At 47.6% G+C, this 12391-nt stretch carries 12 protein-coding genes; all 12 read right to left on the reverse strand.

What is annotated here, in order from left to right; translation table 11 throughout:
- Positions 1-15: 15 nt before the first annotated feature.
- Entirely contained in the window at positions 16-423 is a 408-nt protein-coding gene (locus DWZ38_RS09050) for a cell division protein ZapA (RefSeq protein WP_021925518.1), read from the reverse strand.
- A 147-nt stretch (positions 424-570) separates the two neighbouring features.
- Complete coding sequence (gene ruvB / locus DWZ38_RS09055) at positions 571-1572, reverse strand: Holliday junction branch migration DNA helicase RuvB (protein WP_021925519.1); 1002 nt, start codon at positions 1570-1572, stop codon at positions 571-573.
- A 153-nt stretch (positions 1573-1725) separates the two neighbouring features.
- Positions 1726-2340 (reverse strand): Holliday junction branch migration protein RuvA, encoded by a 615-nt coding sequence (gene ruvA / locus DWZ38_RS09060; RefSeq protein WP_117851845.1) that lies wholly within the window; start codon positions 2338-2340, stop codon positions 1726-1728.
- Between the two features lie 200 nt (positions 2341-2540).
- Positions 2541-3710 carry a YibE/F family protein gene (locus DWZ38_RS09065; RefSeq protein ID WP_243000214.1) on the reverse strand — a complete coding sequence of 390 codons (1170 nt, stop codon included), beginning with the start codon at positions 3708-3710 and terminating at the stop codon, positions 2541-2543.
- A gap of 116 nt (positions 3711-3826) precedes the next feature.
- Positions 3827-5389, reverse strand: coding sequence for a fibronectin type III domain-containing protein (locus DWZ38_RS09070; RefSeq protein WP_117851848.1), 1563 nt, complete (start codon positions 5387-5389; stop codon positions 3827-3829).
- 208 nt (positions 5390-5597) lie between these two features.
- A complete protein-coding gene (locus DWZ38_RS09075; RefSeq protein ID WP_117851853.1) occupies positions 5598-6884 on the reverse strand; it encodes a putative ABC transporter permease in 1287 nt (428 codons plus the stop codon).
- Positions 6885-7150: 266 nt separating this feature from the next.
- Positions 7151-7948: an RnfABCDGE type electron transport complex subunit B gene (locus DWZ38_RS09080; RefSeq protein WP_117851856.1), complete on the reverse strand. Its 798-nt coding sequence runs from the start codon at positions 7946-7948 to the stop codon at positions 7151-7153.
- Between the two features lie 12 nt (positions 7949-7960).
- The gene (rsxA, locus tag DWZ38_RS09085) at positions 7961-8536 is read right to left on the reverse strand and encodes an electron transport complex subunit RsxA (protein WP_021925525.1); all 576 of its coding nucleotides are present in this window, start codon (positions 8534-8536) and stop codon (positions 7961-7963) included.
- Positions 8537-8542: 6 nt separating this feature from the next.
- Positions 8543-9253 (reverse strand): electron transport complex subunit E, encoded by a 711-nt coding sequence (locus DWZ38_RS09090; RefSeq protein ID WP_021925526.1) that lies wholly within the window; start codon positions 9251-9253, stop codon positions 8543-8545.
- Complete coding sequence (locus DWZ38_RS09095; RefSeq protein ID WP_117851860.1) at positions 9250-9864, reverse strand: RnfABCDGE type electron transport complex subunit G; 615 nt, start codon at positions 9862-9864, stop codon at positions 9250-9252. Before DWZ38_RS09095 ends, DWZ38_RS09090 begins: the two co-directional genes overlap by 4 nt.
- Entirely contained in the window at positions 9861-10841 is a 981-nt protein-coding gene (locus DWZ38_RS09100) for an RnfABCDGE type electron transport complex subunit D (RefSeq protein ID WP_021925528.1), read from the reverse strand. Before DWZ38_RS09100 ends, DWZ38_RS09095 begins: the two co-directional genes overlap by 4 nt.
- A gap of 17 nt (positions 10842-10858) precedes the next feature.
- Complete coding sequence (gene rsxC, locus DWZ38_RS09105) at positions 10859-12184, reverse strand: electron transport complex subunit RsxC (protein ID WP_262579810.1); 1326 nt, start codon at positions 12182-12184, stop codon at positions 10859-10861.
- Positions 12185-12391: the final 207 nt, after the last annotated feature.

Raw genomic sequence — 12391 nt, forward strand, 5'->3', positions numbered from 1 at the left:
AATCCCTCCTGCTTTTTACTTCAGCATTTCATCCAGTTCTTTTTCCAGTTCCTTAACCTTGCCTTCCAGAAGATTCTTCTCGTCCAGAGCTTCCTGCTCGTTCTTCTGTGCTTCCTCGATCTGCATGCGAAGGGAGATCAGCTCATGCTTCAGGTCATACATCTCCTGATCCTTCTGCTGCAAGTCCAGTTCATAGGTCTCTACCTGCTTCTTCGCCTTGAAATAGTCGTCTGTAATGTTCAGGCTGAGAAGCATATGCTTGGTCTCCATAGGCTGTCTGCCGTATCCTGGCACAGTCTCCAGCTCTCCTATCTTCTTATTCATATATGATGCAACCTGCTGGAAATATTCCTCTGATTCATATCCTCCCAGGGTAATGATCTTACCCCCGATGATCACCTGTGCTGTATTCTTGACCGCCATTCGTTCAAGCCTCCTGTATCTTTTATCAAATTCCGAATCCAATTTCCGGTTATCGGACTTCGTTTTCTCATTTTCAATTATGTAAGCATCCCTATTATAATCGAAAAATGTAGAAAAGTATAGGGAATTTTTACAAAAGTTTGTTTTTTATGTTTCAGGAACAGGAAATCCCAGGTGTTCGTAGGCGAGGGCGGAGGCCATTCGGCCGCGGGGGGTGCGGTTTAAAAAGCCGTTTTTCAGCAGGTAGGGCTCGTAGACATCTTCCAGGGTGCCGGAATCTTCTCCGATGGCGGCGGCCAGGGTGTCAAGGCCTACAGGGCCGCCTTTGAAGTTCACAATCAGGGTGTTGAGGATCTGGCGGTCCAGCTTATCCAGTCCGTACTGGTCTACTTCCAGCAGATTCAGGGCAAAACAGGCCACATCGTAGGTGATCCTGCCATCGTATTTTACCTGGGCAAAATCACGGACGCGCTTTAGAAGACGGTTGGCAAGTCTTGGGGTTCCGCGGGAACGCATGGCGATCTCACCGGCGCCTTTCACGTCAATTTCCACGCCAAGAACCTGAGCGGAACGCATAATAATGGTAGTAAGTTCTTTTTTGCTGTAAAATTCCAAATGGTGGATGACACCGAAGCGGTCACGGAGAGGCGCGGACAAAAGTCCGGCTCTTGTGGTGGCTCCTACAAGGGTAAATTTGGGCAGATCCAGACGGATGGAGCGGGCGGAGGCACCTTTTCCAATCATAATGTCGATGGCGAAGTCCTCCATTGCCGGGTAGAGAACCTCCTCTACCTGACGGTTCAGGCGGTGGATCTCGTCCACAAAAAGGATATCTCCCTCCTGAAGATTGTTCAGGATTGCTGCCATTTCACCTGGTTTCTCAATAGCAGGACCGGAAGTAACCTTCATGTGTACGCCCATCTCATTGGCAATAATCCCGGAAAGCGTGGTCTTTCCAAGCCCGGGAGGGCCGTAGAAAAGGACGTGATCCAGGGAATCGTGGCGCTGCTTGGCAGCTTCTATATAGATCTTCAGGGTGTTTTTGGTCTTTTCCTGACCAATGTATTCGTCCAGGGTCTGAGGACGGAGATTTCCCTCCAGGGAAAAATCCTCTTCCATGACGTCTGTTGTTATAATGCGATTGTCCATTATTTACCTCTTATATTCATATAAACGAATTGTAACCGCTTATGTCTTCACAGTTACATACAAAATTCTGCTTAGAGCCTGTTTGAAAAAGGCTTTCTGCAAAATATACCGCAAAGTGGGGCTTGCAGATTGCGGGAATGATTTTGGGGCACGCTAGAAATTTTTCAGAGCAGCCTTCAAAATAGATTCTACGTCTGCCGCCTCGGCGTCCGTCACCTTGCGCACTGCGCGAAGGGCATCGGTGCTGCTGTAGCCAAGGGCAACCAGCGCTTCCACTGCTTCCTGCTTGGCATCCGTCATTCCGGCTCCTGTGGCAGCCGCAGCTGCTCCCGCCTGTTCGTTGGCAAGCTTCTGCTCAAAGGCTTCTTCCAGGCTTAATTTATCTTTCAGTTCCAGGATCAGCTTCTGGGCTGTTTTCTTGCCAATGCCGGGAGCCTTGGAAAGGGTCTTCACATCATCGGAGAGCACTGCGAAACGAAGCTCATCGGCGGTAATTCCAGCAAGTACGCCAAGCGCAGCCTTAGGTCCCACACCGTTTACCCCCAGCAGAAGCTTGAACACCTGCAAATCATCTTTATTGAAAAATCCGTAGAGCACCATAGCGTCCTCTCTCACCTGGAAATAGGTGTGAAGCTTCACTTCCTGGCCAATGTGAAGCTGGGCAAGGGCGTTTCCTGTCATATTTATTTCAAAACCGATGTAACCGGATTCCACGATTACAGAGGTTTCCGTGAGATCAGCTACGGTTCCGCGGATGAATGAGATCATAAGTGCCTCCTGAAAATATGTTTTGCAAAATTACTTCCTCTAAAAAAGAAGAGATTAAAATTCTTTGTCATCATACCATATCCCTGAGCAAAAAGCAAACATTCATTCGATTAAAAAAGGAAAATAATAAAGAGAATTAAAAAGGGCGCATTTTACAGTAAAGCATCAACTGTAAAAGCGCCGGGTATTATAATAAAGCTTTATTCTGCCTTACGCAAAACTTTCCCATGATACAGGAACGTACAGATCAAAACCGTAAGCGGCACAGACAGCACAATTCCAAAGCTTCCTGCAAGTCCTTGCATAATAGCGATTCCGATATTATTGGAGTTGATAATCTGCTGGTAAGGAAGATCATAAGCATAATCCAGAAGCAGCATGCTCACACTGCTTCCTGCAAAAGCCAAAATCAACGTATTGCTGTCCGTTCCCATCATATCCCTCGCCACGTGCATTCCTGCTTTAAACAGTGCCCCACGGCTCATACTCAGATTCTGGGCGTAAATCTCATACATGGAACTGCACACGGACATTGCCACATCCATCACTGCACCAAGGCAGGAAATCAAAAGCCCGGAGAAAAGAAGCCCTCCCACCTGAATGCCGTTTGTATTCCACAGCGTCATCAAAGTTTCAATATCCGAAACATTGTAGCCTGTGATTCCCGATGCCATGCTGAAAAGCTGGGCGGAAATTCCGGCAATCACAACGCCTGCCACAGTTCCCAGAGTCGCTGCTATGGTTTTTCTTGTTGCGCCGCCAATCATATACATGGTCACCAGCGTAGTGATGAAGCACACAAATACCGCAGCTCCAAAAGGAGAAATATTCCGGTAGATCATAGGCAGATACACGAAGATCACGCAGAAAAATGTGAACACCAGCCCAATGCATCCTTTTATACCCTGACGTCCGCCTATGACGCACAACGCCAGCAGATAAAGCGCCGCAAAAATGTAGATGACCCACTCTCTGTCCTGGGTGTAGACACTGGCGATGGTGGTCTCTCCTGCTACACTTTGCATAACGATTACTTTCATTCCAACTTTACATGCAGCACCGAACAGATAACCGGAGCTGCTGGTTATTTCAAGATCTTCCCCTTTGCGGACACCTGTGAGCATGTGCACCCGCACTCTCTGCTCTCCCACTCTGGTACCGTTTTCTTCCAGATTGTCCTGGAGAATTTCCGTTACTTCTGCTTTTTCGAAGGTCTGTCCCGTGCGGACAACCAGCTCTGTTTTGTCTACCTGATTCAAAAAGTAAACAAAAATTCCAAATATAACAATGATCAATCCTAAGATACAGCGCCAGACTGCTTTTTGGGAAAAGCGAAGTCCGGCGTTGTTTTTGTTTTGCATCTGATTCATTTTATTACTCATTTCTATTGCATATTTTTGATTTCTGTCAACTTTTCAGAGGCAAACTTTGTTCACAAAACATTTCGTAAAACATTGCCTTTGAAAAGTTACATCCAGACTGTAATTTATTTCGCAGTCTTCTCGATGGTAAAGGTATCGTCAATTGCCTCAACGCTGCCGTCATCTGTGATCTGATAAGTGTCAATGGAGAATTTCGCTGCATCCATTGTGATGATAGAATAACTTGGAAGCCAGTTCTGGCTGCGGGCTGCGATGTAATCCTGCTGTGTGGAAACCAGCTCATAGAACTTGGAACCGGAAGCGGAGTTTGCGGTCATGTAAAGGGTTCCCTGGGGATCGGTTACTGTATTTCCGTCCACCTCCTCGATGGTGTAACACTGGTTGTCTTCGTGGAATGCATCAAGTGCTGCCTGTGCTTCTGTATCTCCATCTTCCGGATTTAAAGTAATCTGCTCGCCTGTCTCTACATTTGCAGCATGATCCCAGTCATAATCTGTTCCATCTGCATTCAGACTGAACTCATAGCTCTGATGGGTCTGTCCGTCACCGTAAAGAAGTTTGGAACGGCTGTAGGTGTGGTCATGTCCCTGAAGCACTACGTCAATATCGTTTGCGTCAAAGATTGGAGTGAGCTGTGTACGAAGGATCATTCCGTCTGTATCAGAGTGGTCAAGACCGGAACCGTAAATATCCTGATGGATGGTAACCACACGCCAGGTTGCATCCGGGTAAGCTTTTACTGCTTCCTCGATGGTATTCTGATGCTCTGCTACGTTGTAGTTGTTGGTGTTCAGAACAATGAAAAGTCCGTCGCCATAGCTGTAGTAATAGTCACCGCCAGCTGCTGTTTTTCCATTTTCTGTGTTGTTCGGGTTGTTGAAATGGTATGCATAGTCCGGATTCAGGGAATCGTGGTTTCCGATGGTAGTTGCTACCGGAAGACTTGTAAGAGCGTCTGCGCTTAAATAGGAAGCGTACTCTTCTTCCTTTGCTGCACCTGTTTTGTTTACCTGATCACCTGCGGAAATTACAAAGTTTACGTCTGGATTTTCAGCAAGTGCAGTGTTTAAAGTACGGTTCCAGGAAAATCCGTCGTTTCTTGCGGCTGTGTTTGCAGCACCGTCATCTGGAACCAGCTCTGCGCCGTCCTGGGTCTGGCCTTTGGAAGCACCTACCTGCGGGTCACCTACGTAGATCATTTTTACGGTATCAGTGCTCTTGGTTGTATATTCAACAGGCTCGGTCTGCTCACCGTTTTTCTCAACCGTATAATAATATGTGGTGTTCGGCTCAAGTCCTGTAACGGTTACGTGGTTGTATTCGTAAGCTTTATCGCCTGTGAGATCCTGGTCTACTTCTCCTGAAGTTCCTTCGAACGTATCCAGAGCATCCTTGTCTGTTCCGAAATGAACAACAGGTGTTGCAGCTGCATCTGTCTTTTCACTGTACCATGCGAAATTCAGTTCGGTGTCGTCTTTTCCTGGGGTAAGGGAAACCTTGGTAAAATCAGAAGCGGTCTCATCCCAGTTTGCTACCCATTCATCCCAGCCTGTCTCAGCACCAACAATACTGCTGTCTGTGTAATGCTCGGTGGATGCAAATGCTGTGGAACAAACGGTGGTCATGGCAAAAACAGTTAAAACTGCGGCGATATATTTTCTTTTCATAATAATCAAATACTCCTTTCAGATGTGGGGGAAGGAAACTTGCGGGCCCTTATTTCCCTGTCCGAAAGGAGTATAGCATTCTAATTTTCAGAAAACAATAGGGTTTTCTGTCATTTGACGCACATTTAACAGGATAATCACATGTGTATCCGGTTCTTTTTTTAATTCTTTACACTGCTTACATTGTTTTAACAATTCGTACCAGATTTTATCCCACCTGCTTTGCCTTTGGATAAATTTTCGCCATCCGTGCATCGTCAAAGTGTTCATCTACCCAGCTTTCAAAACTATTGGAAGCCTCTATTCCATTGCTTCTGGTATTATAACGGGCAAGAGCAGCACTGGAAACCACCCCATCAGCAAGCATGAAGATCAGAAGAAGCCAGGTGATGATCTTGCCTGGTTTTACCGGGATTTTCTCGATCAGGCGGGAAACTCTGGGGTAAAGGATCTTGAACCATGCCACTGCGGCAAAGCCCCAGAAAAAGCAATACAGAAGGTTGATCCTTCCTGCAAGGTTAAAAGGAATGTCGCTGTAATCCCAGAACACGGTTCCAAATACAGCTTCCGTAAACACGCTGCAGATATATTCGTAAGCGCCGCCAAGGAAGGTTCCCATCCAGAAAAGGAACTGCTCGGAGCGGTTTCGATAGCGGTAAAGCAGCGCAGTAACTGCCGCAATGGCAAGTCCCCACACAATGCTGAAATCTCCCCACACCACACTGCTTCGGCTCATCCAATATCCAGCTGTGATCCGGCAGAAAATGGTCTCTGTGATATCCCCCAGAAAGGCACCGATAAAAAACAAAAGCACAACCTTATAAAAACTGCATCCATAAGCAAAAATTTCCGGATGTGCCTCTTCTTTCTCTGTATGCTGCTTCTGCGGATAAGCCTTGGTAATTCGTCGGTTTACAAAATCATCAATTTTTGTTCCAAGCTTCCAGGTCACAGAATCCAGGTTTTTCTCTGTGGCGATCCATCTCTCCGGATTTTTGCTGTGTCCAAAAAGAATCGTCAGGGTAGCTCCCGCATCCACTGCCAGAACGCCCAGAACCACCAAAATCAGGATTCTGCCCAGCAGCTGAGGAAGCAGATCATACACGCTTATGCAAAGCTCGTTTCCAATCTTGATGACAAATACGCCCAGAAGACCCCAGACACAGGAAGTAGGAACACTGATATAACCATCCAGGTTCCATTTCATTTTGCGGTAATCCCACCATCTCTCGTGGTACCACATCTCGATCAAATGCCCTGCAATCCACTCCACCAGGGATGCCACAATGGCAGAGCCGATAAACAGCCAGATGCCTGTCAGTTCCCTTGTAAACGCGGTAATAAAGAATCCGCCGAAGCCATAGACCAGACAGAAAGGTCCGTTAATAATGCCTCGGTTTGCAAATTTCTTCTGTTTCAGGGATGCCAGAACTGTCTCAAGGGCCCATCCTGCAAAGGAATAGACCAGAAACAGCCAAAGTAATTTCCAGATCATATGCGTGTCTCCTCTTTTGTGTATTTTATTGAAAATCTGATTCAAACATCATATCACACCTATATCAAGAAAGAAAGCCTGACTCCTGTCCGTTCACAAAAAATATCTCTTACAATACGATCTGACAAGTGTTCACCATTCCGTTCTGCCAAAACAAAAACCTGCATTTCGGGCAATACACATAAAATTTGTTTTATGCGTCATTCACCCAAAATGCAGGTCTACTCTTATAAATTCACTTTATTATTACTCAAAATACCAGGAAATCACACTTCCCGGATAACTCCTCTCGGGCAAGCTTCCTTACAAGCTCCGCATCCTGTACACTTCTCATAGTCAATATGTGCACAGAAATTCTCAACGGTAACCGCACCGTTCGGGCAGGTCTTCTCGCACTTCTTACAGCCGATACAGCCAACCTCGCAGGCTGCTGTCACCTGTTTGCCCTTGTCGTGGGAGCTGCAGTCTACCGCCACCTTCTGGGAGTATGGAATCAGCTCGATCAGGTGTCTTGGACATTTTGCCACGCACTTGCCGCAGGCTTTACATGCTTCCTTATCCACCACTGCAATGCCGTCCACAATATGGATTGCCCCAAACGGACAGACCTTCACGCAGCTTCCGAAGCCGCAGCATCCATACGTACAGGCCTTCGCACCGCCGTTTGGCACGAAGGGAAGCATTTCGCAGTCTTCCACACCTGTGTAAATATACTCTTCCTTTGCCTTCTCACAGGTTCCGGAACATTTCACATGGGCAACCTGACGGGCAGTCTCCACTGCCTCCTGGCCCATAATTCCTGCAATGATTTTTCCAACCGGCTCGCCGCCTACCGGACAGCGGTTTACAGGCGCTTCGCCTTTGGCAATGGCTGCTGCCAGACCGTCACAGCCCGGATATCCGCATCCGCCGCAGTTATTTCCAGGAAGCGCTTCTCTGATGGCAACTTCCTTCTCATCCACCTCAACAGCAAACTTTTTTCCGGCAACTCCAAGGAACACACCGATGAAAAGTCCTACTGCCGCAACCAGAATGGTCGCTCCTATAATCGCACTTATATTCATCCTTACGCCTCCTTAGATCAAACCTGAAAATCCGAAGAATGCAATTGCCATCAGTCCTGCTGTCAGAAGTACAGTTGGGAATCCCTGGAATGCCTCCGGGATATCGTTGTACGCAATTTTCTCACGGATTCCTGCCATCAGCACAATGGAGATGGAGAAACCGAAAGCAGTTGCAAAACCGTTTACAGTACCCTCCAGGATATTATAGTCCTTCTGCACGTTTGTAAGGGCCACGCCAAGAACTGCACAGTTGGTGGTGATCAGAGGCAGATACACGCCAAGTGCCTTGTAAAGAGAAGGCATGCTTTTCTTCAGGAACATTTCCACAAACTGTACCAGCGCTGCAATGATCAGAATGAACACGATGGTCTGCAGATAAGTCAGATCCAGAGGCTGCAGGATCAGCTTGTAGATCACACTGGTTACAAAGGAGGACAGGGTGATTACGAAAATAACCGCACCGCCCATACCAGCTGCTGTATCCGTAGTTTTGGAAACACCAAGGAACGGACAAAGCCCCATAAACTGGCTGAGGACTACGTTATTGACAAGCGCAGAGCTTACAATGATCAGTAATAATTCTTTCATCTTCTCCTACCCCCTTTTTCCTGAGCACATGGAATTTCCGCAGGAAGCACAGCCGCCCTTGCAGTCCGGATTGCTTGGATCAATGCCCCGTTTGGCAGCGCCAAGCTTAAATTTGTTCTGGATTGCAGATAAAAACGCAAGGACAAAGAATGCGCCAGGTGCAAGAATGAAAATGGTTACAGGCTCATAGCCCATTTTGCCAGCTGCAGCATCTGCAAGCGGAAGGATCTGTTTGCCAAAAATAGTTCCGGCACCGATCAGCTCACGTACTGCACCGATGCAGGTGATGCTTAAGGTAAAGCCAAGTCCCATTCCAATGCCGTCAAACAGGGACGGGATTGGTTTGTTCTTGGAAGCATAGGCCTCTGCTCTTCCCAGGATGATACAGTTTACAACGATCAGCGGAATATAGATTCCAAGGGAAGAATACAGGAAAGGAATAAAGCCCTGCAGAAGCATCTGTACAATTGTTACAAAGGACGCAACTACCACAATGTAGGCTGGCATACGCACGCTGTCCGGAATAAAATTGCGGAGCAGAGAGATCATCAGGTTGGATGCAGCCAGAATTACCGTTGTAGTAAGTCCCATTCCAATACCGTTGATGGCAGATGTGGTAATAGCCAGTGTAGGACACATACCAAGCATCAGCACAAAGGTAGGATTTTCTTTGATGATACCGTTAATCAGTCGTTCAGATGGTGTATTCTTTTTCATTGCTGACTGCCCCCTTTCTCATAACGAAATGCGGCAAGTCCGGCATTCACGCCATTTGTCATGGCATTTGTGGTAATCGTCGCACCGCTTAAAGCGTCAATCTCATCATCAGATGTGGCGCCAGTCTTTGTGTATGTAAATTTCTCTACGTTTTTGTCCTTGAACTGGTTCTTGAAATCGTCTGTGGTGGCACGCATGCCAAGGCCGGCAGTCTCACTGATGGACAAAATAGAAATTCCATTTAAGGTTCCGTCATCCTGGATTCCCATAGCAAACTGGATATCTCCGCCGTAACCCTCGGAAGTGGTAACCGTAAAGGCATAGCCAAGCTCATTTCCAGCGTCATCCTTTGCAAGCATCACCTCATCAATGCTCTGGGCTTTGTAGCCGTTCTCATCCAGATAGCTCTCAAGGTCTGCATCTTCCCCGCTTGTAACTACTTCAAAGGAAGCTGCCTCTGCAAATACCGCCTTGTAGGCTTCTTCTTTTTCTTTTGCCTGCTGACTGGCAATGGGACCTGCGGTAATATCATTGACAACACCAAGAAGCAGGCCGGAAATCAGTGTGATCACAGTCAGCGCAAGGGTATCTTTCACGATCTTGTTTTTCATTTCTTTGCGCCTCCTTTTCCAAAAGCAACCGGACGTGTGAAACGTTCAATCTGAGGTACCAGAAGGTTGCAGAAAATAATCGCATAGGAAACGCCTTCTGCGGAAGCTCCGAAAATACGGAAGATTCCGGTGAGAACACCCAGACAGACACCGTATACATATTGTCCCTTCACCGTGATGGGGCTTGTCACGTAGTCAGTGGCCATAAACCATGCGCCCAGCATCAGTCCGCCGCCGAAAAGGTGGGTAAACAGATAGTTTACGTCAAAGCCTTTGCCGGAAGCCAGCATGTAAATGATCACAAATACGGCAAAGCTGCCGATGTAGGTAAGAGGAATCCTTGCGCTGATCACCTTATAGCAAAGCAGGATGGCTGCTCCGATCAGGATGGCGATTACGGAAGTCTCTCCGATGGTACCCTGGATATTTCCAATGAGCAGGTTCTTAATGGGAACAGAGGAGCCTGCCACAAAACCATGGTCGCGAAGAGCTGCCAAAGGAGTTGCCCCTGTCACACCGTCAACTGCGCCCTTGAAGCTGTCAGATACGGAAAAGTCCGTCATTTTTCCCGCAAAGGAAATCATAAGGAAACAGCGGGCAGCAAGGGCCGGGTTCATAAAGTTTTGGCCAAGACCGCCGAACAGCTGTTTTACCACAATAATTGCAAAAATACTGCCAAGTGCCGGAATCCATAAAGGAATTCCTGCAGGCATGTTCATGCCGATCAGAAGACCTGTGACAACTGCACTGAAGTCTCCGATGGTGTTTGGTTTGTGCATGAAATGATCATATAACCACTCTGCAAGCACTGCACTGCCGGTGGATACCACCAGAATAGCCAGTGCCTTGAATCCGAAATTATAAATTCCCACTATGGCTGCAGGCAAAAGCGCGATGGCAACCAGCTGCATGATCTTCGCAGTGGTCATCCTTGCCCGGACATGGGGATTGGATGATACATTAAGCATTTGTTCCATGAGTTTCTTCCCCCTTATTATTTCTTTTTCCTGCTTGCCAGCACCATTTTACGCATGGATTTGATGCTCTGGGTCAGCGGACGCTTGGCCGGGCAGATGTAGCTGCAGCAGCCGCACTCGCAGCATTCCATTCCATCAAATTTCTGGAAGCTTTCCATATCGCCTCTCTGAGCAAAGGTTGCCAGCCTTGCGGGAATTACGTGTCCCGGGCAGACACTGACGCAGCGTCCGCAGTTGATGCAGGCTGTCTGCTGTGCATTTGCGTCTGATACAGGGTCGCTTTGCATACACAGAAGTGAGGAAGAGGTTTTCACACAAGGTACATGAAGATCATACATGGCAAAGCCCATCATAGGACCGCCGGAGATTACCTTTCCTGCGTGGTCCTTCAGACCGCCTGCCGCGTCGATCAGCTCGGCCATATCCGTTCCTGTACAGACTTCAAAATGAGCCGGGCGGTTGATGCCTTTTCCGGTTACCGTAAAAATACGCTTCATGATAGGTCTGCCAAGGGCTACCGCATCATATATGCTGCAGATGGTCTCCACGTTGTCTACAATACAGCCTGCATCTGCAGGAAGCATGGAGGAGTTGATCTCTCTTCCAGTCACTGCGTAGATCAGGGTTCGCTCACCGCCCTGGGGGTACTTGGTCATCAGTTCCTTGACTTCGATATTGGGGATGCCCGTTACCAGCTCTTTCATTTTCGCAATACAGTCTGGCTTGTTGTCCTCAATGCAGATACAGCCCTTTGCGTTTTTGAAAAGACCTACTACGATCTTCAGGCCTTCTACCACCTTCTCGGGCTGGTCCATCATGCGCCTGTAGTCGCTTGTCAGGTAAGGCTCACATTCTGCACCGTTTACCAGTATGTACTCAATCTTGTCCGGTTCCTTGGGGGAAAGCTTCACATGTGTGGGGAAACCTGCACCTCCAAGTCCTACGACACCGCCGTCGCGGATTCTTCCGATAATTTCCTCACGGGTCAACCCCGCCGGATCTGCGGGAGTAAACTCTGTTTCCTCATATAATCCGTCATTTTCCACAATAATGGAATCCACCATGCTTCCGGTAGCTGTGAGCCGTTTCTCGATGCCTTTCACAGTTCCGGATACAGAAGCATGAATAGGGGAAGATACGAATCCGCCTGCTTCTGCGATCATCTGTCCTGCCAGCACATGGTCACCTTTTGCAACCACAGGCTTGGCCGGAGCACCAATGTGCTGGGACAATGGATACGCCAGATCAGCCTTGGGGAGATATTTCTCCACCGGGCAGTCCTTTGACATTTCTTTTCCCTCGAAGGGATGTACGCCGCCTTTAAAAGTTAACCGCACTAATATTCACCGCCTTTATAGTATTGATCACTGACTCTTTTGTCCGCAGCAACCTGATTTATTTGTCTGATTTATAACTCTTTGTTTCCCTTTTGTCTGATTCGGACAGCTCTCCGCCTTTCCCGACGGCAGAAAGCTGTTATGGTTATCTGTATGATCCATAAGACTTCCGCATTGAAAAAACTTATTATAATCTTTCATTCCTTCTAATGC

It is taken from the genome of Ruminococcus sp. AF31-8BH (assembly GCF_003460605.1).
GTDB classification, from domain to species: Bacteria; Bacillota; Clostridia; order Lachnospirales; family Lachnospiraceae; genus Blautia_A; species Blautia_A acetigignens.

Bases quoted from the DNA above. Each gene is read 5' to 3' on its own strand.
- DWZ38_RS09050 (WP_021925518.1), bottom strand. From the start codon at position 423: ATGGCGGTCAAGAATACAGCACAGGTGATCATCGGGGGTAAGATCATT.
- ruvB (WP_021925519.1), bottom strand. From the start codon at position 1,572: ATGGACAATCGCATTATAACAACAGACGTCATGGAAGAGGATTTTTCC.
- ruvA (WP_117851845.1), bottom strand. From the start codon at position 2,340: ATGATCTCATTCATCCGCGGAACCGTAGCTGATCTCACGGAAACCTCT.
- DWZ38_RS09065 (WP_243000214.1), bottom strand. From the start codon at position 3,710: ATGAATCAGATGCAAAACAAAAACAACGCCGGACTTCGCTTTTCCCAA.
- DWZ38_RS09070 (WP_117851848.1), bottom strand. From the start codon at position 5,389: ATGAAAAGAAAATATATCGCCGCAGTTTTAACTGTTTTTGCCATGACC.
- DWZ38_RS09075 (WP_117851853.1), bottom strand. From the start codon at position 6,884: ATGATCTGGAAATTACTTTGGCTGTTTCTGGTCTATTCCTTTGCAGGA.
- DWZ38_RS09080 (WP_117851856.1), bottom strand. From the start codon at position 7,948: ATGAATATAAGTGCGATTATAGGAGCGACCATTCTGGTTGCGGCAGTA.
- rsxA (WP_021925525.1), bottom strand. From the start codon at position 8,536: ATGAAAGAATTATTACTGATCATTGTAAGCTCTGCGCTTGTCAATAAC.
- DWZ38_RS09090 (WP_021925526.1), bottom strand. From the start codon at position 9,253: ATGAAAAAGAATACACCATCTGAACGACTGATTAACGGTATCATCAAA.
- DWZ38_RS09095 (WP_117851860.1), bottom strand. From the start codon at position 9,864: ATGAAAAACAAGATCGTGAAAGATACCCTTGCGCTGACTGTGATCACA.
- DWZ38_RS09100 (WP_021925528.1), bottom strand. From the start codon at position 10,841: ATGGAACAAATGCTTAATGTATCATCCAATCCCCATGTCCGGGCAAGG.